The 21,002-nt window shown below is 46.4% G+C and carries 22 protein-coding genes and 1 pseudogene; all 23 read left to right on the forward strand.

What is annotated here, in order from left to right; translation table 11 throughout:
• The first annotated feature begins 7 nt into the window (after window positions 1–7).
• The 23 genes and pseudogenes from BMW65_RS23050 to BMW65_RS23165 all read left to right on the forward strand — a co-directional run bounded on the left by BMW65_RS23050 (window position 8) and on the right by BMW65_RS23165 (window position 20,995).
• A complete protein-coding gene (locus BMW65_RS23050) occupies window positions 8–3,562 on the forward strand; it encodes an RHS repeat domain-containing protein (RefSeq protein ID WP_090609293.1) in 3,555 nt (1,184 codons plus the stop codon).
• A gap of 68 nt (window positions 3,563–3,630) precedes the next feature.
• Window positions 3,631–4,182, forward strand: a complete 552-nt coding sequence (locus BMW65_RS23055) for a hypothetical protein (RefSeq protein ID WP_177181279.1) — start codon at window positions 3,631–3,633, stop codon at window positions 4,180–4,182.
• Between the two features lie 56 nt (window positions 4,183–4,238).
• Window positions 4,239–5,069, forward strand: coding sequence for an FtsZ/tubulin family protein (locus tag BMW65_RS23060; protein ID WP_090609296.1), 831 nt, complete (start codon window positions 4,239–4,241; stop codon window positions 5,067–5,069).
• The gene (locus tag BMW65_RS23065; protein ID WP_090609297.1) at window positions 5,062–5,343 is read left to right on the forward strand and encodes a hypothetical protein; all 282 of its coding nucleotides are present in this window, start codon (window positions 5,062–5,064) and stop codon (window positions 5,341–5,343) included. The genes BMW65_RS23060 and BMW65_RS23065 overlap by 8 nt, the downstream gene beginning before the upstream one ends.
• A gap of 376 nt (window positions 5,344–5,719) precedes the next feature.
• Entirely contained in the window at window positions 5,720–6,496 is a 777-nt protein-coding gene (locus BMW65_RS23075; protein ID WP_090609300.1) for an RHS repeat-associated core domain-containing protein, read from the forward strand.
• Complete coding sequence (locus BMW65_RS23080) at window positions 6,493–7,044, forward strand: hypothetical protein (RefSeq protein ID WP_090609302.1); 552 nt, start codon at window positions 6,493–6,495, stop codon at window positions 7,042–7,044. Before BMW65_RS23075 ends, BMW65_RS23080 begins: the two co-directional genes overlap by 4 nt.
• Window positions 7,045–7,093: 49 nt before the next feature.
• Window positions 7,094–7,387: pseudogene (locus BMW65_RS24735) on the forward strand (RHS repeat-associated core domain-containing protein); the annotation flags it as partial.
• Between the two features lie 55 nt (window positions 7,388–7,442).
• Window positions 7,443–7,865 carry a hypothetical protein gene (locus BMW65_RS23090; protein ID WP_090609305.1) on the forward strand — a complete coding sequence of 141 codons (423 nt, stop codon included), beginning with the start codon at window positions 7,443–7,445 and terminating at the stop codon, window positions 7,863–7,865.
• Between the two features lie 75 nt (window positions 7,866–7,940).
• A complete protein-coding gene (locus BMW65_RS23095) occupies window positions 7,941–8,318 on the forward strand; it encodes a hypothetical protein (RefSeq protein ID WP_090609306.1) in 378 nt (125 codons plus the stop codon).
• Between the two features lie 84 nt (window positions 8,319–8,402).
• Window positions 8,403–9,065 (forward strand): hypothetical protein, encoded by a 663-nt coding sequence (locus BMW65_RS23100; RefSeq protein WP_143054000.1) that lies wholly within the window; start codon window positions 8,403–8,405, stop codon window positions 9,063–9,065.
• 480 nt (window positions 9,066–9,545) lie between these two features.
• A complete protein-coding gene (locus BMW65_RS23110; protein ID WP_143054001.1) occupies window positions 9,546–9,839 on the forward strand; it encodes a hypothetical protein in 294 nt (97 codons plus the stop codon).
• A gap of 230 nt (window positions 9,840–10,069) precedes the next feature.
• On the forward strand, window positions 10,070–10,237 hold the full coding sequence (locus tag BMW65_RS24365; protein ID WP_177181280.1) for a hypothetical protein: 168 nt from the start codon (window positions 10,070–10,072) through the stop codon (window positions 10,235–10,237).
• Between the two features lie 211 nt (window positions 10,238–10,448).
• Window positions 10,449–11,294: a hypothetical protein gene (locus BMW65_RS23115; protein ID WP_090609313.1), complete on the forward strand. Its 846-nt coding sequence runs from the start codon at window positions 10,449–10,451 to the stop codon at window positions 11,292–11,294.
• A 16-nt stretch (window positions 11,295–11,310) separates the two neighbouring features.
• On the forward strand, window positions 11,311–13,266 hold the full coding sequence (locus tag BMW65_RS23120) for a type II secretion system protein GspD (RefSeq protein ID WP_245747727.1): 1,956 nt from the start codon (window positions 11,311–11,313) through the stop codon (window positions 13,264–13,266).
• Between the two features lie 7 nt (window positions 13,267–13,273).
• Window positions 13,274–14,506: a hypothetical protein gene (locus tag BMW65_RS23125; protein WP_090609316.1), complete on the forward strand. Its 1,233-nt coding sequence runs from the start codon at window positions 13,274–13,276 to the stop codon at window positions 14,504–14,506.
• Window positions 14,503–15,045 carry a hypothetical protein gene (locus BMW65_RS23130; protein ID WP_090609317.1) on the forward strand — a complete coding sequence of 181 codons (543 nt, stop codon included), beginning with the start codon at window positions 14,503–14,505 and terminating at the stop codon, window positions 15,043–15,045. The genes BMW65_RS23125 and BMW65_RS23130 overlap by 4 nt, the downstream gene beginning before the upstream one ends.
• Window positions 15,046–15,055: 10 nt before the next feature.
• Window positions 15,056–16,030 carry a fibronectin type III domain-containing protein gene (locus BMW65_RS23135; protein ID WP_177181281.1) on the forward strand — a complete coding sequence of 325 codons (975 nt, stop codon included), beginning with the start codon at window positions 15,056–15,058 and terminating at the stop codon, window positions 16,028–16,030.
• Between the two features lie 2 nt (window positions 16,031–16,032).
• Window positions 16,033–16,542 (forward strand): hypothetical protein, encoded by a 510-nt coding sequence (locus tag BMW65_RS23140; protein ID WP_090609320.1) that lies wholly within the window; start codon window positions 16,033–16,035, stop codon window positions 16,540–16,542.
• A complete protein-coding gene (locus tag BMW65_RS23145) occupies window positions 16,529–17,170 on the forward strand; it encodes a toxin-antitoxin system YwqK family antitoxin (RefSeq protein ID WP_090609321.1) in 642 nt (213 codons plus the stop codon). Before BMW65_RS23140 ends, BMW65_RS23145 begins: the two co-directional genes overlap by 14 nt.
• Window positions 17,171–17,188: 18 nt before the next feature.
• Window positions 17,189–18,127, forward strand: a complete 939-nt coding sequence (locus BMW65_RS23150; protein WP_143054003.1) for a hypothetical protein — start codon at window positions 17,189–17,191, stop codon at window positions 18,125–18,127.
• 66 nt (window positions 18,128–18,193) lie between these two features.
• Window positions 18,194–19,138, forward strand: a complete 945-nt coding sequence (locus tag BMW65_RS23155) for a hypothetical protein (protein WP_090609324.1) — start codon at window positions 18,194–18,196, stop codon at window positions 19,136–19,138.
• Window positions 19,128–20,084 carry a hypothetical protein gene (locus BMW65_RS23160; RefSeq protein ID WP_143054004.1) on the forward strand — a complete coding sequence of 319 codons (957 nt, stop codon included), beginning with the start codon at window positions 19,128–19,130 and terminating at the stop codon, window positions 20,082–20,084. Before BMW65_RS23155 ends, BMW65_RS23160 begins: the two co-directional genes overlap by 11 nt.
• A gap of 38 nt (window positions 20,085–20,122) precedes the next feature.
• On the forward strand, window positions 20,123–20,995 hold the full coding sequence (locus BMW65_RS23165) for a hypothetical protein (protein WP_143054005.1): 873 nt from the start codon (window positions 20,123–20,125) through the stop codon (window positions 20,993–20,995).
• The last annotated feature ends 7 nt before the right edge of the window (window positions 20,996–21,002 follow it).

The raw sequence follows: 21,002 nt of genomic DNA on the forward strand, positions 1-21,002 counted from the left end.
ATCAATCATGGAAAAGAAAGTGAGCATTTTGATAAGTACAGTCTGTTGGCTTGCCGCAGGTATATGCGGGATGCCAATCGTTTTTGGGCAACTGCAGCTGAGCCAACCACAGACAACGGGTATATACTCTAATAACGTCAGCATTACCCTAAAGCCCGGCTTCCAGACCGGTGGCCCTTTTCATGCCTTTATTGCGGCTCCATCCCCCGTGTTGGGCGCCGCGGCGACCGGCAGTCAGAATCATATCCAGGTAACCCGTTATCTAAAAGCATTCAGTACGCCGCCTTCGCTGACGATTACTGATGCGATGCGGGATATTGAGTACTTTGACGGTCTGGGCCGTCCGAGCCAGCAGGTAGGGGTCAAAGCTGCAAACAGGATAAACGGAACCACCACTACATACAGCGATTTGGTTACTCCTGTGGTTTATGATGCGTATGGTAGGCAGGATAGGGAATACCTGCCCTTTGCGACAGCAACAGGTGTTGGTGGTGCTTTCAAGAACAATGCCGTTTCGCTGCAGGCAGCGTATTACAATGCGCCGCCCACGGGTTCGGGCGTGGTGCAGATTCCTGTTTCATCCGGCCTTACGCCATCTTTTGCACAACGGAAATTTGAGCCGTCGCCCCTTATGCGTACCGCGGAACAGGGGTTTGCCGGATTGGTCTGGCAGCCGGCGGCAACGCGTAGTACAACGAGTGGAAGGACCGTGCAATTCACTTATAGCACCAACAATGGGGTTGCACTTACCTTACTGGCAAATACCAAAGGTGCCGTAAACTACGGTGTTTCGGTCAACACATCGACCGGGGTACCGACATTGACCGTCAATGGGACATACGCTGAGAACGAACTCCATGTAACCGTCACAAAAGATGAAAATTCGGCGGCGGCACAGGAGACTTTTTATGGCCGTATATTCACGTCAGAGGAATATACAGATAAGCTGGGCAGGGTGGTTTTGAGGCGAACATTCAACCTGAATAACGGAAGTCAAGAGATGCTAAGCACCTACTATGTGTACGATAATTTTGGCAATCTCACTTTTGTATTGCCGCCGGGCATCAATCCGGACAACGGTAATCTGCCGAATGCCACCCAAATAGCAAACTATGCATACCAATATCAATATGACAAACGGAACAGGCTGGTGGAAAAGCAACTGCCCGGAAAAGAGCGGGAGTATATGGTGTATAATAAGCAAGACTTGGTGGTGGCTACGCAGGATGGTGTACAGCGTGCGGCAAAGTCGTGGACGGTCACTAAATACGATGGGTTGGGGCGTGTGGTACAGACAGGAATATGGAACAACGGCGGTACAGCGATAACGCGGCAAGCGTTGCAGACCATCGTTAATAACCAAAGCGGTGCCAACGCATGGGAAGAGCGTACGGGCACGGCGTATACGAACCGTGCGTGGCCCTCGGGGACATCGGCTATCAGCACCGTAATGACTGAACATTTTTATGACGATTACAATGTAGGCGGTCTCCAGACGATTCCTGCTGTCTTTACCCAAGCGGGGTATAGCAAGATGACGATGGGCAAGCCGACACTGGAGCGGGTATTGGTGCTCGGAAGTAATCCGGCGGTTTATCTGTGGACGGTGAATTATTACGACGACAAGGGGCAGGTTGTCCGGCAGTTCCGCCAGCATTACCTTGGGGGTACTTACGCCACCTCAAAGTTTGATGACATTGCCACTGCTTACAGTTTCACCGGACTGGTGACCGAAACGGTCAGGAAACACCATACCAACAATGCGGGCACACCGTCAATCACCATCACGACAGGGTACAACTATGACAACCGCGACCGCCTCATCGAAACATGGAAAACGGTGAGCCCTGCCGGTACGGCAGGCACCCGCACGCTGATTGCCGCCAATACCTATAACGAGGTTGGTCAGTTGATGAAAAAGCAATTGCATAAGGAGGGAACAACGGCAAAACAGACCGTGGAATACACGTACAATGAAAGGGGATGGCTGCGTACGGCGAGTGCGGGGCTTTTCGCCATGGAGCTTCGGTACAACACAGGCAGCGCCCCGCGCTATAATGGCGACATCAGCAGCCAACATTGGGGGGTACCCAATAATTTGGATAAAAGCTTTACATATAGTTATGACAACCTCAGCCGACTGAAAGAAGGGGTTTCCACGACGGCCTTCAGTGAAACGGGCATCAACTATGACAAGATGGGCAACATCACGTCGCTGAAACGGGGCAGCAGCGCAACGCAGACCTACACATATACCGGCAACCGGCTGTCGGGTGTCAGCGGCGGCGTATCGCGGAGTTACACCTATGATGCCAACGGGAATGTGCATACCGACGGGACGAATACGTTTACGTACAATTATCTGAACCTGATAGCAGGGGTCACCGGGCCGAACGCAACCACCTATACCTACGATGCCACAGGCCGTAAGCTGCGGCGGGTGAAGGGTAGCCAGAGCGCGGATTACATCGACGGTATCCAGTACAGCGGGGGCAACATTGAGTTCATCCAGACGGAGGAGGGGCGGGCTTACCGGCTGAGCAACGGTACATATAACTATGAATACACGCTGACGGATCACTTGGGCAATGCACGGGTCAGCTTTGACATCTACGGCGGCACCGCACGGAAAATACAGTCGGACGATTATTTTCCCTTTGGGCTGGCATACAACAGCTTTGTCTTGGGTACGAAAAATAATTATCTTTACAACGGGAAGGAATTGCAGGACGGGCTGAATCAATACGATTACGGCGCAAGGTTCTATGATCCGGTGATTGGAAGGTGGGGGAGCGTGGATCCGTTGGCGGAGAGCTTTCAATCCTATTCACCGTACAACTACGGCCTGAACAACCCGATAATAATGATTGATCCGACCGGGATGGCGCCATGGTCAACACATACGGATGAAGAAGGCAATGTGATTGCGGTCTATGATGATGGAGACCTTGGTGTATATAAACACTCGACAACAGAAATTCATACATCAGCAAAAACAAAGCAACGGTTTGAAAATGATATTGATAAACAGGTTGGTGTTACTTTTGATATAAATTCGTTTCAAGCCGGAGATAAAATAAATTTCAATTCGTTTGAAGCTATGGATTGGATTAACAACTTCGAAGCCAATCAAGGCTTTATCGCTGCAATGGCTTTCGGTACTGTAGGAAAAGTGAATTACGCTTTTAACGCTAGGAATGGCGGTGTGTTCGACCCTAAATCTTACATGAAAACAGGGTCCCAAATTAGCGAAGGAGTGTTTTTTAGCCCAAGAGATTTAGGAAACTACGCAGCAGGGGCATTCGGTAGGATTAGCGGCATGGATAAAAGGGATATGTTAGTAAACTATGGAGCATTCCAACTATCTGGAAATAATCTTGGCGCGTTTATTCAAGATTATTCTGGATTCAGACAGAAGGCGTTAAACTTTGACGGCTCCAATGCGAGGTTTAGGACATACGGAGAAGATTTCGGTTCAAATCTTTTTCAACGAATTGGATTTGAAGGGATTCGAACATTGAAAGATTTCACTTTAAAATATTCGAATATATGGAAGGATTAAAATTTTTGGTGGTTGTCTTTACTCTACTATCGTGTACATATAATAGTAAACAGAATGATAGGTTGACTATGGATAAGCTTAAAAAAGCATATCAGTTTTACTTCGATGAAGATAATATTATATGTACCTATCTTAATGATAAATGGGGGGAAAGTAATTCGATAGAAATATATGATAAAGGATTAACAATGCGTGACAAGGGTTCATTCGCTATAGACCCTATACCCTTCTTAATCGGTAAAGAGAAAGATTCAACCATCATTTTAGAATATTTTATGAAGGAAACTAAACTTGACCATTCAGAAGAAATTCATATGAAAAAGGCTCGGCTTTCGAAACTTGCAGATTTTCCTGTTGAATATAGAATTATTGAGGGGATAGAAGGCAACACTACGGGGGACAAAATATTTGTTGATAAAATAATTTTAAATGATAGCAGGGATTCGGTTTTTTTATTGAGAGATAGCTTAAATATTCGAATTCCCTTGAAGCATTTTATTTTTAGAAATGGGAATTATCAATTCATCGAAATTGCCGATGGTTTGATATACTATAATACAATAGCGTTAAAACCAAATGATATTGACGAGTTTTATTCGAAAATACTTTCAAAATATTAAATGGATTCATGATTTGCCTATATGCTTACGATTAAGATACAACGTTCTATGACCCAGTGACAAAGAGATTATCCACGATAGACCCTAAAGCAGAGCTATATTTTCAGATTTCACCGTATGTATATGCAGCAAATACTCCTATCAATGCGATAGACCCGGATGGAAAACTCGTTATCTTCATAAATGGAAACCATTATGGTGAAGGAGGAAGCCGGCGTTATTGGCAAAGTGGCTGGGTAAGGCAGCGGGTTAGCTCGGGGATAGACGAGAGTCGATGGGTGGCAACTCGGGATTTCGCAGGGGAGGTGATGAATCATTTAGGCGATTACCATGCCATGTATGTTGATGGTGCTGGAAATAAGATGAAGGGCTATCATCCATTAACCACCCTCTTGTCTCCGGGGTTATCCGGAGTCGGTGCAGCAGGCAGGACGGCAGCGGGTTATGCAGAAGGAAAGGCGAGTGCTGCCGACATTATTGAAAGTCTAAGAAGAACAGGTGGAGCTATAACCGAAAGTATCAAGGTTGTTACACATAGTATGGGTGGGGCTTATGGAAAAGGTTATGTCCAGGCAATATTGGATTACGCAAGAGAAAACAATATTGAAGGGGTTAGGATTGATTTTGAAGCCGACTTTGCGCCTTTTCAGCCCGGTAAGCAAAAAGCTGTAAAAGGAGTTCCGACATTTCAATTTTCAAATGATAACGACCCTGTAGCTAACAATAAGCTATTAGGAAGTCCATTTGAAGCAATAGATGGAGCGAACGTAACCACAGATAGTGGTAAAAATAAAGGCCATTCAATTTTTGATTTTCTTGATAAGGTTAAGAACCTCCCCGCAGGGAGATATAAAGTCGTTAACGGAAAAATAGTAGAAGATGAATAGTTTGAATAATCCAATGAAATTAGTTATGGCTTGGTTACTCCTATCTGTAGGTATGACATTATTAATTGCTTTAATTGCGGGAATAAACACATCCGATGGGGCTCAGTGGCCATTAGTTATTGTTGCTAACGCAATAGTTGTTATTTTAATTGGGGGATTAGTACTTAGCCTAGCATCACCCTTTATTTATCCAAGCTGGAGTAAAAAACACTGGTATGCTGTAACCGCGATGATTTTCTTATTCGCCGCACCTATATACATTTATTTTAGTTGAAAGTGAGAGTCCTTGTTTTCTGGTTCTTTGGTCTTATGGAACGGATTAGAAACCTGCCAGCCAGAAAATATAAAATTGTAGATGGAAAGATTGTCACTGACAATTAATGATGATAATTATGGAATACTCGAAGAAGCGTAGGATATTAGCGTTTATAATGGCATTGCCAATATCGGGTTTGTTCTTATGGTATGTTTTGACAACCCCCAACTTGTTTAATATGTTGCCATTTGCCATTCATGAATCCATAAATCCAGGGGGAACGTCCGAGAATACATTTATTGCGATATTTGATACAATAATTGCGGGCATATTATTATGGGTTATTTACAAGATGTTGTGTGTCCTCTTGATAAAACATAAGTAGTACGGAGATATCTTAAAAGTAGACTGGTACGACTACGGCGCAAGGTTCTATGACCCGGTGATAGGGAGGTGGGGAACGGTGGATCCGCTGGCTTCCACATTATATGAAATCAGCCCCTATGCATATGTCCGGAATAATCCAATACTTCGCATAGACAGGCATGGGTTGTGGGATATAACCGTTCACGCGTATAAAGATAGAGGGAAATATGGTTATGGGACTGCAGTGGTTACCGATAGGCACGGTAACGAGGTATATACTTTCCAAGTTAGATTGGAAGGAGTTGGTGGAAGGGATAGAAGTAAAAGAGGGGTAGATACTCCGCTTGGTGTCTATGATATTCCGGATCAAAACATGTGGATATCTGGAGGTAGTAGAGGTTCCTATGGCCCGAATCCCCGATTGGCATTGACGCCAGAATCTGGAGAGATATTGGAAAGCGGAAGAGATTTGATTCGCATTCATGGTGGAAGGCAAGAGGTGTACGATTCAAAAACTGGTCTTTGGAAACCTGTGAAAAACCCAGATTTGAAGAAGACGGAGGGCTGTCTGAGATGTAGTGACATTAATATCAAAACGCTGAAAGAGATTACTGATAATTTGATGAAAAACGATAAAGAAGAGAAGGGAGGCAAACTCACCGTTTTAGACGACTTGGAGGAAACTTTTGTACCTGGCCCTGTGCCATTTGTTGGTGGGGTGAAGTATACAAAACCCGATGAAAATTCCAACAAAGCCGAATGGGATACATGGAATCAATTAATTAAGTCAATATTTGGACAATGAGTAACATGATTTTGAAAAATATAGTTTATGTGATATTAACTGGTTTTTGGCTGTATAGCTGCCACGGAAAGGTAGAAAACGAGCAGCAAATAACTAACGAAGACAGTGTTGAAACATCGGGCATTGATTCCAGTGAAAATATTATTCAGGAAAGCACAATGTATCCATATAGAAAGGTAGATAGCTTAATTCAGTTGCTAGAAAAAAAATATGATGACGACGTGCTGCAAAGGCTTGAAAACATGTGTCAGGAAAGTGACGGTGATTTGGCTGAGAGTTTTCATGAATTAGGCAAGAGATTATTCGATATCCATTTGCTTGATTTCGTCAAATTTTTGTCTATCCATAAGGAGTCCTGTCTAAGAGAAAAACTGATACTAGGTATAAGTGCGGAGATTGCCGTTTATGGAAAAGAAGAGAGAAGGAAAATAATAAATGAAGAAAGAAATAAGTATTTAGAAATAGCCAAGGACAAGAACCTTCCTCCTAATTTAATCGAAGCAATAAACGATATATATAGAGAGATAAAACCTGAGATATTTGATTGAAATAAAGTTATTAAGGATGTAAATTGTTGTAGTATAGCACGACTACGGCGCAAGGTTCTATGATCCGGTGATTGGAAGGTGGGGGAGCGTGGATCCGTTGGCGGAGAGCTTTCAATCCTATTCACCGTATAACTACGGCCTGAACAACCCGATAATAATGATTGACCCGACCGGGATGGCGCCATGGTCAACACATACGGATGAAGAAGGCAATGTGATTGCGGTCTATGATGATGGAGACCTTGGTGTATATAAACACTCGACAACAGAAATTCATACATCAGCAAAAACAAAGCAACGGTTTGAAAATGATATTGATAAACAGGTTGGTGTTACACAATGACGTGTGAAGGGCCAGAAGCTGTGTTTACTGAACCTTAATTTTAATATTTGCAATAATGATAGACAATGTTAAAGGAGGGGATTCCGGGCTGGAAAACCATGCTTTTTTGAATGAGACAGAAAAGGACGAACTAAGGAAATATTATGCTGATAAATTAGACATAGAGTTAGAGTTATTGGATAGCCAATGCTTCTATCAAGCGCTACTTAAAAAATTGCCTCATAATTCCGAAATTATAGATGACAGTGACTTGGTGCTAATATTAGAAGAAGCAAAAATTGGTTCCCATAATGGAGAGGAATTTATCTATGTAATTGAAAATTTTCCGGATAAAATCCTTAAACTATCAAAAAAAATATTGATTGATACGTGGGAGGATTTGTGGTGCTCACCGGAAGATGACGGTGTTGTCCTTTTTATTCCGAGGGTTGGTTTTACCATTTTAGTTACGCATTGGGGTAAAATCTATTATGGTTGACAAGACTTACTGGGACTATACAGGGAAAAACAGACTTAAGAGAAAAAGATGTAATGCCAATAAATTAAATTAATTATGAATCAAGGTACGGAAGAAAGGTTGAAGGAATATTCATGGCATGATTGTCCGGTCTACTCTTTTAAATTTGATGATAATTTTTCATTAGATATTGATTACATATTGGAGTGGAAATTGGAAAAGGGTAACAGTTATAAGTATTTGATAGCCCCAGCGAGTTTAGAGTTTATAGAAGTTACAGCATTAAAAATTAACATTGAGACAAGTTTTGTGAACGGATTTGAAATTGATAGAATTGAGTATAGCAATGGCACATGGGGTATATATCTACAGGAAGGGAAAATTGAATTCAAAGCGAAAGATTTTCTCCAAAAAATCCGTAAAGATCCGATTTGGAAAACAAATCAATTTTTATCTGAAATAGAAAGAAATTAAAGATAGCGTTGTTGATTTTTACTAAGGTATATTTGGCTTACCGTTCTTGTTCGGGCAAACAATTAAGCATGGATGAACTCTAATATGAGTATAAAAGTTGCAGATACCGAATTCGGCCCAGCTGTCTATGTAGGCCGCGATATTAGTGCAACTGTTCAATATGCAAGAAAGAACGGCATCAATGGTTTAATAGTGGCGGAAGGCGGTAATTATCCTTTTGCTGATGTAAATTTTCTTCAAAATTGTTCCTTTGTTGAAACTTTGGTTATCCAGCGGTATGGCCATATTGATTTGACGGGTATTCATGCCCTAAGTGCTCTTAAAAAGTTGGCTTTAAACATTACAGCAAATGATAAACAGCCTATTGATTTTTCCTGTTTTCCGCAACTTGAGGTTGCTAAGTTCACTTGGCGGCCGAAGGCAAAATCACTTTTTGATTGTAAATCGCTGAGGTATCTGCGAATTGAGAAATTCAATAAGCGAGACTTGGAAGATCTTGGTGGTCTAAGCAATCTTGAAATTTTAAAGGTTGTTTCATCTCCTATTAAAACGACGGGGGATATTGATAGTATAAAGCCTATCCGGAGCCTCAAAAAATTGAAGGATTTCCGATTCTGGGAATCGACAAATGTGCTTGACGGCGACATGACACCCTGCATTGGCGTAAAAACGGTAGCATTCAAAAACAGACCACATTACACGCATACCAAGGAAGAAATCGATGAGATTAATAAAAAGCAGCAATGAACAATGAATTGTTTAGTTTTAAAAAATTGTTTTGGTCAAGTGTCTTTGGGACTTCGCCATTCTGCATATTGGCAGGGTTTTTTTCGTTAATTGGAAAGATTCCTATACATTTCAATGAACAACCATATTATGGTATAATCGGATTGATTATATCGATTTTTTTAATACCCTTTATCAGTCTTGTTATAGGGGTAACAGGCTGGTTATTTTTAAATTTTGGAGTTGTGATATATAATGCTTTTATGAAAATTAAAAAGTGAAAACACTTGTTGGTCTTTCAATGTTGCCGAAACTCTAATTAAAAAATTGCCTAATAACTCCGAAATTATATTGATCGATGGGATTAACAAATATGAATGGTAGGATGATGGATATTTTTGATTACATGTTTTACCGTTTTATGGTATTCTACACAAAAAGCGCAATGTTGTTGCAGATACCTTTGCAAGTGGTGCAGTAACCGTCATACAGTGTTTTTTAGTGATGGACTTATTTGCCATTGTTCGGGTGTTTTACGAGTATCCCATCCCCGCTCATTTCAATAAATTCTGGTTAGTTCCTTTAATTATCATCGTCATGTCCTACAATTGGTTTCGGTATGAAAGAGCGAATTTATATCCAGAACTCCGGAAAAAACGGAAAGACGAAGATGACAATCAAAAGCGGAAACGAGGAAAATTAATCGTAATGGGCATTGTGTTGGTGCTGTCGATACCCGTCCTGTATGGGCTTATAAGGCACAATATCATGGAAGGCAAAAGTTTTTTCGAATGAAGTGTCCTGCGATCACTGCTGCGTCAGATGTTCAATTATTTACGGAAATAAGTTCATGTCGCCTGATATCAGGATAAAGTATTGATAATCTTAGTTTAACGCGTTGTGGCTGTCGATTTTGATAGGCACAGCCTGTCAAATTTATAGCCTATGCCTATCAAATTTATAGCCAAAACGAATCATAGGCAATTGATTCCTTGCATAGCTTTGTTGGACAAAAAGATACAACTATGCAAACACAACTAACCAGATTCCCTGAATACCACTCAATCCAGCGATTGTTGGCCTTGAAGCTGACATTGCACATCATCCGACTGGAGAAGGCGAATAATGCATTGGCTGAAAAAAATAAAGCCATCGAAGGGCGTATGCAGCAGCTGGAAGATAGAAAACAGTAGCATAGACATGAAAAATACACCAAAATGGGTATTGCTGTTTACGATGCGTTCGGATATGTTTGCTGGAAATACATACGAATATGATGAACATTAACTTAGACCTTCACAACCGCTTGGACTCGTGCCCTTTGCCGTGGAAAAACCGATAAGCGGTAAAGGATAATCAGACGTCGCATACAATAATCAACTTAATAGACTTAAATAAAAGACCATGAAACAGTTTTTTCTTTTTTCAATACTATGCCTGTGGGCCAATATAATCATCGCTCAGACCTCGGGAACGGCCAGCTCCGGAGCCATGGGCTGGCGGCGTGTTGCTTATGTGGCTGGATCGGGGGGTAGGAGTTTCGGACGGGTGACCGTCTTCACCGAAGGTGGCGATTACCAACCGATTGTAACCACCATTGATTGGGCTCACGACTGGAGTAGCGGGGCGGGTATACGCGTCAATTCGGACAGCCAAACGACTCAATATTGGAGGGCTGTACGTATCACAGACGATGGTACGAACAGCTATATCGAGGTTAATTTTGCTACAACAATAAATGATGTCCACCTGCTTTTAGATAACTATGGGTGGCGGCTTGCTACATTATACACGGGTACTTTGCCCGCGGGGGGTGGAACGGTAAGAGCGAGTGCTAATGTGGCGCGCTTCGGTATTGAAGATAAGTTTATCATCCGGCATAACGGCAACGTTGGCATCGGTACAGCATCTCCGCAGGCCAAGCTTGCCGTGAATGGCGCCGTCCTGGCCACAGAAGTCAAAGTGAAGACGGACATCGCCGTGCCGGACTATGTGTTCGCCCCGGATTACGAGGTGGCTACCCTCGCTGAGGTGGAAGCTTACGTGAAAGAACACCGGCACCTGCCGGAAATCCCTTCGGCAGCCGACGTTGAAAAAGATGGGCTGGACTTGGCAAAAATGAACTTGCTACTGCTGAAGAAAGTGGAGGAGCTGACACTGCACCTGATTGAAAAAGATAAACAATTGGACGATGTGCATACGCGCTTGAATCGTTTAGAAGAACAAAATAAATCAACTGATAACCAATAGACTAATAATCATTGCCTTGAGAAAAACATTACGACTGTGCATTGCCGCTATCGGTCTTTTCTGCATCGCGGTATTGCTTCCGGCGATGGGAATAGCCCAGCAATTGGATAGGATAGCCCAGCTCGAACAGCGGCTGAAAGATCTCGCCGTGCAGCTGCCCGGTATCAACCAGCGCGTGTCCCTATCGGTGTCCGGTGCCTCGGCGCAGGAATTCCTGCGGGCATTGGCGGAGGCTGCAAGTCTAAACATCAATGTGGATCCGGCCATTGAAACGCGCATTTACAACAACTTCCAGTCGGAGACTGCGTTGAATATCCTCCTGTTCATTGCGCAGGAGTATAACCTGGATGTCAATTTCATTGGTACCATCTTGTCTGTCCGCCAGCTCGACCCGCAGGCGTACCGGGTGCCCAAGCCCATCACAGCCGAATATGATGCGAGCCTTCGCCAGCTTACGCTTTCGCTGGAGAATGATAGCCTCATCAGCGTGGCGCGTGCCATTACGCAAAAGACGGGCACCAATGTGATTATAACCAACGAGCTAAGGGATAAGGCGGTGACGCTCTACGTGCAGCACATGGAACTGGCACCGGCATTGCGCCAGCTGGCCTTCAACAACCAGCTGAAGCTGGCGGAAACTGCCGATGGTGCATTCGTATTCCTGCCCCTTGGCCAGCGGGAAGAAAACTTCATCAACAGCGAAGCGGAGCTGGCCACCCGCAGGCTGCCGCTCTCCGCGCCTGTGGAAGGCGGCATGGAAGGGCAGGCTGGCGGCTTTTATGTGGAGACGCAGGGGCATACGGCACAGGATTCCATCCCCTTATTGAGCGTGGAGGCCAGCAATACGCCGATTGAAGAGGTCATCCGGTATGCGGCGGATCAGGTGGGTGCCAACTATTTCCTCTTTAGTCCGCTGCAGGGCACCATCACCACCAAGCTGCGGCAAGTGAGCTTCGAAGACCTGCTCGGCGCATTGCTGCGGGGCACCATGTATTCACATAAAATGGAAAACGATATTTACCTCATTGGCGAACGTAGGCTGGAAGGCTTGCGGGAGATGCAGGTCATCCAACTGCAAAACCGCTCGATTGATACGATTCAAGCGATGATTCCGGCGGAATGGCGCCAAGGGGTGGAAATCAAGGAATTTCGCGAGCAGAACACGCTGCTGGTGGCCGGGCCGGGGCCGCAGGTCAATGAAATTGCAACCATCGTACGCAAGCTGGATACGCGCGTGCCGATGGTGCTCATCGAGGTGACGATGCTGGACATCCGCAAGGGCTACAGCATCAAGACGGGCATCACAGCAGGCGTGTCTGACAGCGTACGCACCGGCGGGAAGATATTGCCGGGCGTCGATTATACGTTTGGGGCGGCTTCCATCAACGATTTCCTGTCCCGTATCGGTACGGGGTCGTTCAACCTCGGGCGGGTGACGCCTAATTTCTACGTGACGCTGAGCGCGTTGGAGGATAATAACAACGTGGAACTGCGCTCTGTGCCCAAATTGTCTACGCTCAATGGCCATACCGCTTCGCTCAGTATCGGCAACACGCGGTATTACCGACTCTCCACGCAGAATGTGATGGGCTCGCTGAATCCGCAGACGGTGGTGACCGAACAATACCAGGAGGTCAATGCGGATATGACCATCAATATCAAGCCCATCGTGTCTGGTGACGAGCAGGTAACGCTGAATATCAACATCGATATTTCGGACTTTACGCAGAATACGCCGATTGATGAGCCACCGCCGAGTACCACCAGCAAATTTGAATCTATCCTCCGGGTACGCAATGAGGAGACGGTGGTGCTGGGGGGCATCGAACGTTTTGAGACGTCCGACAATTCATCGGGCATACCGGTGCTCTCACGTCTTCCTGTGCTGAAATGGCTATTCAGCAGCCGCAGCAAGGGGCGCAATAAAATTGTCTCCGTGGTATTCATCAAACCGACCATTATTTACCAGTAAACCGACCATGATTGCAGCAATAGGGGCATACCTCCGGCATATTCCGCAACTCGTGGGCGTGGAGCTGCTGCTGGCAGACGGGGAGACATTTGTGGCCAATACGGCCGTCGTGAAACGCACGGGGACGACGGTGCACTTCGTGCGCGGGGAGTATGGACTGGCTTCCTTCGGTGCAGTTAAAGAACAGGTGCAGGATGGGATGCCAATCGTGCTGATCATCAGTGGTAAAGGAATTATCCACCGGGCGATAGCCAAGGGGCAGCGGGCAATGGAGGGTGGCTTGCTGAAGCAGGTGCTGCCCAATGCCAAGCCGGATGATTTTTACCTGCAACACACCGAACTGGAGACGTGTACCATGCTGTCCGTGGTGCGCAGGAAGCTGGTGGATGATCTCATTGCGCAGCTGGCGGCGCAGGGGCTGGTATTGCTCGGCGCAGGCCTTGGCCCGTTTGCCATGCAGCTGTTCAGCGAATATCTTTTTCCCGTGGATAGCGAGGGATGTGTCCTTGGCAGGCACCGGCTGGCGCTGCACCAGGGAACAATTATCGGGTATGAGCTGCTCCCCCTGGAAGCGGCGGCCAGGGGCAAACGGGTGGATATGGCAGGCGAGCAGCTGAATGAATGGGTGGTGCCTGCATTTGCGGCCGCTTTTGCAGAGATAAGTGATATCCCCTTTGCGCAACTGCCGATACAGGCGGTGCAGGAAAAGGCGGCGGACTATCGGCAGCAAGGGCTATTCAGGCGTTCGGGCGCGGCCCTGATGGCCTTCTTTCTCGTGCTATTGCTGGGTAATGCGTTTTTTTTCATGCACTACTCGGATAACGTGGCGGGGTTTGCTGGCAGCGATGCATTGGCGATCCAGCAGGAAATCGACGTGCTGCGGCAGCAAGCTGCCGAACGGGAAACCTTGTTGGAAGGGCTGTGGTACGCGGATGTACCCCGGTGGCGAATGGCGTATATGGCCGACCGTATCGCTGCGACCCTCCCTGATGGGATGCTGCTCAATGAAATGGCGATATACCCGCGGGATGAGGGCCTCAGCCGCAAACAACGTCGGCCGGTACATACCCCGTCGGCCATCCGCATCAAGGGTACATGCGGCGATATGCCGACGTTGAACGGCTGGATAAAGCAGGTGCGTGGGCTGCCTTTCTGCGAGACGGTAGAGATTGATGAATATGGATTTGACGGCCGGGAGGAGGTGGGCACATTTGTTTTATCCTTGACACTGAACCCATGATACAGTTTTTTGAACAATACGACTGGAAAACCAAGAATCGCTTATTGTGGGGTGCTGCCTTGCTGCTTTTGGTGGCTTGCTACCTACTGGCTATCAAGCCGACCCTGCGGCTGCGTGCGGAATACCAGGCCTTGCAGGCGGGGGAAGCTGCACGGCTGGCCAATATGCAGGTACTGGGCCAGCTGAGGGCAAAGGCGCAGCAGGTGGGGGCTCTGTTTGAACCGGGGGTAACCGCAGCTGCAAACGTGGCCTCCACGCTTTCTGAGCCGGAACGCATAGCCAGTATGGCCGATGTCCATCAGGTGAATGTGCGAAACCTGCCCACCCCGGAGCGGCTGGGTACGGAAACACTGCATATCGATTATACGGAATATCAATTGGAAGGTGCATTCACGGCACTATTGCAACTGCTGCACGATGTGGAGCAGGAGCAGGGTATCAATTTGCTGAGTGCATCATTTGTAAAACAACGGAATGCCACCACCCGTATGCCTGAGTTGCTATTGCAACTGCGTACGGTGAGGCTGGCTAATCAATAATTGACAGCTTATGGGAATGATTGTTAAAAGGAATTTAATGCCTGTTTTTTGCCGATTGTTCATCGTGTCGCTCGCCGCGTGCACCGTGGCTGCCTGCTCGGATTTTTTTGAAGAATCCATTGCCGATGGTGAGCTGGAGCTCTTGTCTCCCGGACGGGAGGCGGAGACCAATGTGTACCTCATTAATTTCATGTGGGAACCGCTTGACCATGCGCTGCAATACCGCCTGCAACTGGCATCGCCGTCGTTTGATTCGGTTGCCCTTTTTCATGCGGATACCACGTTGGATAAAACCCTCTTCAGCATCAGCTTGCAACCCGGCGAATACCAATGGCGGGTGAAGGCGCTCAACGGCAGCAGCAGCACGGTGTATACGACACGGTCTTTCATCATCCATGAAGCGGCATTGAGCACGCAGACGGTATTGCAGGTGGCCCCGCCCAACAATTTCATCACTGACCAAGACGAAGTGGAGGTCAGCTGGCAGGGCATCTTTAGCGCCAAGAATTACCGCTTACAGGTGGATACGGCTGGATTTGCGGATGAAGCGGATTTGCTGTTTGAGCGGGTGGTGGATGGGGAAGCATTCACATTTGAAATACCCGATGAGCAGCGGTACCAATGGCGGGTGCGGGCCGAGAACGATACGGCGCAGTCTCGGTGGTCTACGGTACGCAATTTCCTGTACGACGAGACGCCGCCATCGGCCCCGGCATTGACCGCTCCGGCCAACGGGACGCAGGTAAACCGGCCGGTGACCCTCCGGTGGAGTGGCAGTGAAGATGTGGCTGCCTACCAGTTGTATGTGTATAAAAGCGACTCCACCTTGTTCAATGATCAGTTTCCGCTGCGGCTGGAAAACCCTTCGCATGTGTTTGACGCCGGGGCCCGGGGCGAACGCATCCTATGGCGAGTGCGGGCTATGGATCGGGCGGGTAATGAAAGCGGGTACAGTACCTGGCGGAGCTTTATCATCCGAAATTAGCGATGAAACGAAAACTGACTTATCCGCTGCTGGGGCTTGCCGTATTGCTATGGGGCGCGATTTTTTATCGTGTCTTTTCGGGACTGCGGGAAGATGATACCACTGCGTCCGTAGCCCCCGTGATGCCCCGGAAGCAAACCGCCGATAAGCCGGTGGTGGCTGACAGCTTGCTGCTGGACTACCGCGATCCTTTCCTGGAAAACACGGCGGAAACGTTCGATATGGAGGCGGAAGACCTGATGATGGAAGGCGAATATGAATATGTAGAAGAAGCACCTTATATCGACTGGTCACAGGTGCTGTACCTGGGGTCTATCAATAACAGCGCCAGTGGAAGAACAGTGGCACTGGTGCGTATCAATGGTAAGGAATACATGCTTAAGCCCGGCGATGCGGTTGACGGCTTTACCCTGCTCACGCTCGCCAGAAATTTGATTACCGTGGAGCATCAGGGGCAGGTGGGCACCATTACAATGCAGGATAACAATGGAGAACATAATGAAGAGACGTGATTTTTTGATAAGCTCGTTTTGCTGGCGGTGGATAGGTCTGGCCGCTTTCGGCTGCCTCACCGCAGCTCAGCCGGTATCCGGCCAACGCTACCTGGAAGAAGCGATTCCTTACCGAAACAGCGCATTGCTACGCACGGGCGATGGCTTCATCGAGGCCCATTTCACACGTAAGGCTTACATGGGCAGTGCAGAGCCGCAGATGGCCTATCATTCTTATTACCGCGATAGTATCTACGTGACACAGGGCGGATACCACGGCCAGCCGCTGCATGGCAAGTATCTCGAACGGTATGTAGATAAGGGGATGAAGGTACTCGGCGACTATGCCTACGGATTGAAATCCGGCAAATGGCAGTATTGGGATGAACAGGGCATGCTCCGCAAGGTAACGCATTGGAAATCGGGATCGGAAACGGGAAAGTTTTCGGTATACAACGAGAATGGCCGGTTGCAGCAGCAGGGTTATCTAAAGGATGGCAAGTTTGATGGTATTGTCTTGACGTATCCTGCAAGCAGCGATAGCTTGGAATACGAGAAAAAGCGCTACCGGAAGGGAAAAGAAGTGGGTATGGGGGATGGAAGTTGGTTCGGTAGGATGTATGATCGGGTGAGGGCAATGTTGTTTTAATTTCTTAATAGTTAATATATGGAAAAGCTGAAAATTTATACCTGTTGTTTAACGGTGTTGGCCAGTTTACTTGGAACTTGTCGGCTAAACGCGCAAGTTTCATCGGTGATTATTCCGTCAAACGTTTCTACAGGAAGTTTGGAAAAGAATCTATTGTTTTACGCTGACCAACGATTTCAGGTGACAAGGCAAGGGCCAAGTATACCAATTGCTCCGTTGTTTGACGGCTCATTTCTCCCGCAAACGACGTCAACTGCACCGACCACGGCAAACCCATTGGTTATCCTCATTGAAAATTTACCATCGGCTCATACCCAAAGCGGTGCTTGGATAGGATGGAGTACGAGAAACTGGAGAAGCACGCGTTTTAAGATTGAAGGATACGATACCTACAATGGCAATAACCAATGGATAGAATTGGCAAACGTAAGCGGCCATTCGTCACGCCACTTTATGACTGCGATGCCCCAGGGGAATTATACAAAATTGCGTTATACATTTTATGAAGCGTCAAGCCCGGAGGGAAGATTACAACTTTCCGAATTGTTTTACATCCATCCTGAAGCTGTACAGGCATATGAAGGGCTGATGGTAAAATACGATGCTTCGGGTAATGTAGGCATCGGTACTACCGAACCCCAAGCCAAACTCGCCGTAAACGGCACCATCCTGGCCACAGAAGTAAAAGTGAAGACCGACATCGCCGTGCCGGACTATGTCTTTGAACCGGACTATGAGTTGCCTGCACTTGCCGATATAGAAATCTATGTAAAAGAACACCGGCACCTACCTGAAATTCCATCTGCTGCTGACATAGAGAAAGACGGACTCAACCTCGCCGAGATGAATCTCCTGCTGCTGAAAAAAGTGGAAGAACTGACGTTGCATTTGATTGAATTGAAAAAAGAAAATGAGAAACAGGGAGAGCAGATAAAAACATTAATGGGACAAAACTAAAGGGGAGCCCGTCTATCGGGGAGCGATGTCTGGACGTGAAAATCTGAAATTAAAAATGATATTATTATGAAACTAAAACCTTTTTTTCTGCTGCTTCAGGGGGTACTGATTGGCTTCTTGAACGTGCATGCACAATCGACGATGACACACAGCTTTTATAAGGCGGTAACCATTAACATGGATGTCAATACCGCCTATTCGAAAACGCTGATATTGCTCCATGAGATTTACGATGGAACAAATACCTTGCCCACAAACTATGCCGTGGGAACTATCATGGCAGTAAGGGGTACGACAGGTGCAGATCACCGGCTTAACGTTGTAAATATCCACTCCGGGTCTGGATATAGGAGTATCCGCGCCTTCATAACCTCCAACAACGATATGGCTACTGATTGGAAATTAAAGACCTGCACATACAATGGAAAGCGCTACATGGCCCTGGATGTCCCTTACAAAAACCAGCAACACAAGGAAGGGTATCATTTCGCTGGCTGGGTACGTTCGAGCGGTGAAAACCTGAAAACCGTCACTTATGAAATTAATGGCGTACCTCAAAACCAAAACGTGCTCAGCAACGTACAGGATTTTTCTCCGAATATGATAGCCAGGCATCAGGTGAGCCAACTGACCATAACGGGCAACGTCGGCATCGGCACATCGTCTCCTGCGGAACGGCTTTCTGTGAATGGTAATATTCGTGCAAAGGAAGTAAAAGTAGAGATGGCCAACTGGCCGGACTATGTATTCAAAGAAGGTTATGTGTTGCCATCGTTGGTCGAAGTGGATAAGTATATCCAGTCGCATGGCCATTTGCCCGGTATACCCACGACACAGGAAGCGGAAGCCAATGGGATTGAATTGGGCGAAATAAATCGGAAACTGCTGGAAAAAGTGGAAGAACTGACGTTGCATTTGATTGAGAAGGATAGGGAAAACACACTTTTACAAGACAGATTATCAGTGATTGAAAAGCACATTGGAATAACAAAAACGTCGTATGAAAAATAACTTTTTAAGTAGCCTACTTGCAGCTATCTGCCTATTTTTTGGAATGTATGGGCACGCCCAGCAATCAGGCAGCATTACCGTGGGCGGAAGTTTCAATACTTATTATCCTGTGACTTGGCATGATGGGGCATGGAATAGCAATAAGCAAACCGAACTGTATATCGGCCGTTCGTCTGCACATACAAACAGCGAATGGCGTGGGGCGTTGATAGCGTCATTTCATTTTCATGTGTCAAATTGGGGGCATCAGGCTCAGTTTATCAATGCGGACATTGCATCGTTTCAAGGCAGCACAAACCTCTCCCCGCGAAATTTCGTTGGGGGATGGTCGGATGCTTCAGGAGGCAATAGCGATAAACGAATTGTCATATGGTTAAGAGGAGGTGGTACAACCTATTATTATCAAGGAAACAGTGCGGTCGATCCAATGGTGCATGACGGCGTTCAAAACCCGTTGCCATATACGACAACGAATGGATCATCGTATAGTGCTAAAACAACAGAAGATGCTTATGTAAATCATTTCGGAACCACCACAAGCCAATCGATACGAAGTGAGTCTGCACGGGATAATGTTTTCATGGGCAACGTCGGTATCGGCACCCGAACTCCACAGGCAAAATTGGCCGTTGACGGCAACATCCTGGCCACAGAAGTAAAAGTGAAGACCGACATCGCCGTGCCGGATTATGTGTTCGAAGAAGATTACGAACTGCCTGCGCTGGCTGAAGTGGAAGCCTACGTAAAAAAACACAAGCACCTGCCGGAAATTCCTTCTGCGGCGAATGTCAAGAAAGAGGGATTGGACTTGGCTGAGATGAATCTACTGCTCCTGAAGAAAGTGGAGGAACTGACGTTGCATTTGATTGAGAAAGAGAAAGAAATTGATGAATTAAAATCATTAGCGGATCGGGTACGGATTCTGGAACAAGGAGTGCGTCCGTAGACCCGCTGAAAAAACCTAAAAAATAACTAACAGACAACATGAAAAAAATCATGCTTAGCTTGATACTGATAGGAATGTATCTATCGCTATGGGCACAATATGCAGGTACAAGGACGCTCACGGTGACCTTTCCAAACGAGACACCCAATCAGGTGTGCTACTTATACCTACCTACAAACGTCAATCAAAACGGCGTGTTGGAGATAACGATTACGGGTTCGTTCGATTATGAGTTGAATACTGGGGTGCTGAAAAAGCGTATCACATTTATGAAACAAACTTCGGGATATTTCAACGCCAGTTATGAAGTACTGGCAGCCGTTAACCCTTTAGCAGAGAAATGGCACATTGGCGATTTTGACCCGGAGAATAATCGGATACCCATCTATCACTTGACAAGTACAGGCAACCGGCTTTCGATAAAGGTTGATGCGCAGATGCTTTGGTCGGAGGGAATGACAGCGTTTATGCAAAACCTAACGGTGAGCAACCCTGAAACCCTGAACCATGGTAAATCCCGCCAATATAAATCTATCATGCAAGATCGTGTTGGAATTGGCACGTTAAATCCGGCAGAGCGCCTTTCTGTGAATGGTAATATTCGTGCCAAAGAAGTAAAGGTTGAGATGGCCAACTGGCCGGACTATGTATTCAAAAAAGACTATGCATTGCCATCATTGGACGAAGTGGATAAGTATATCCAGTCGCATGGCCATTTGCCCGGCATGCCCACGGCACAGGAAGCGGTGGCTAATGGTGTTGAGCTCGGTGAAATGAATCGGAAACTGCTGGAAAAAGTGGAAGAGCTGACGTTGCATTTGATTGAGAAAGACAAGTTTGAGAAACAGATGGTGCTGAAGATTGAAGAGCTTGGCGCGGAATTGAAGGCCTTAAAAAATAAAACCAATTAATTTATTT

It is taken from the genome of Parapedobacter koreensis (genome assembly GCF_900109365.1).
Lineage (GTDB): Bacteria > Bacteroidota > Bacteroidia > Sphingobacteriales > Sphingobacteriaceae > Parapedobacter > Parapedobacter koreensis.

Bases quoted from the DNA above. Each gene is read 5' to 3' on its own strand.
- BMW65_RS23090 (WP_090609305.1), top strand. From the start codon at position 7,443: ATGATAGACAATGTTAAAGGAGGGGATTCCGGGCTGGAAAACCATGCT.
- BMW65_RS23065 (WP_090609297.1), top strand. From the start codon at position 5,062: ATGAATAGTTTGAATAATCCAATGAAATTAGTTATGGCTTGGTTACTC.
- BMW65_RS23115 (WP_090609313.1), top strand. From the start codon at position 10,449: ATGAAACAGTTTTTTCTTTTTTCAATACTATGCCTGTGGGCCAATATA.
- BMW65_RS24365 (WP_177181280.1), top strand. From the start codon at position 10,070: ATGCAAACACAACTAACCAGATTCCCTGAATACCACTCAATCCAGCGA.
- BMW65_RS23140 (WP_090609320.1), top strand. From the start codon at position 16,033: ATGAAACGAAAACTGACTTATCCGCTGCTGGGGCTTGCCGTATTGCTA.
- BMW65_RS23155 (WP_090609324.1), top strand. From the start codon at position 18,194: ATGAAACTAAAACCTTTTTTTCTGCTGCTTCAGGGGGTACTGATTGGC.
- BMW65_RS23150 (WP_143054003.1), top strand. From the start codon at position 17,189: ATGGAAAAGCTGAAAATTTATACCTGTTGTTTAACGGTGTTGGCCAGT.
- BMW65_RS23095 (WP_090609306.1), top strand. From the start codon at position 7,941: ATGAATCAAGGTACGGAAGAAAGGTTGAAGGAATATTCATGGCATGAT.
- BMW65_RS23050 (WP_090609293.1), top strand. From the start codon at position 8: ATGGAAAAGAAAGTGAGCATTTTGATAAGTACAGTCTGTTGGCTTGCC.
- BMW65_RS23160 (WP_143054004.1), top strand. From the start codon at position 19,128: ATGAAAAATAACTTTTTAAGTAGCCTACTTGCAGCTATCTGCCTATTT.
- BMW65_RS23055 (WP_177181279.1), top strand. From the start codon at position 3,631: ATGGATAAGCTTAAAAAAGCATATCAGTTTTACTTCGATGAAGATAAT.
- BMW65_RS23125 (WP_090609316.1), top strand. From the start codon at position 13,274: ATGATTGCAGCAATAGGGGCATACCTCCGGCATATTCCGCAACTCGTG.
- BMW65_RS23100 (WP_143054000.1), top strand. From the start codon at position 8,403: ATGAGTATAAAAGTTGCAGATACCGAATTCGGCCCAGCTGTCTATGTA.
- BMW65_RS23080 (WP_090609302.1), top strand. From the start codon at position 6,493: ATGAGTAACATGATTTTGAAAAATATAGTTTATGTGATATTAACTGGT.
- BMW65_RS23165 (WP_143054005.1), top strand. From the start codon at position 20,123: ATGAAAAAAATCATGCTTAGCTTGATACTGATAGGAATGTATCTATCG.
- BMW65_RS23130 (WP_090609317.1), top strand. From the start codon at position 14,503: ATGATACAGTTTTTTGAACAATACGACTGGAAAACCAAGAATCGCTTA.
- BMW65_RS23135 (WP_177181281.1), top strand. From the start codon at position 15,056: ATGGGAATGATTGTTAAAAGGAATTTAATGCCTGTTTTTTGCCGATTG.
- BMW65_RS23145 (WP_090609321.1), top strand. From the start codon at position 16,529: ATGAAGAGACGTGATTTTTTGATAAGCTCGTTTTGCTGGCGGTGGATA.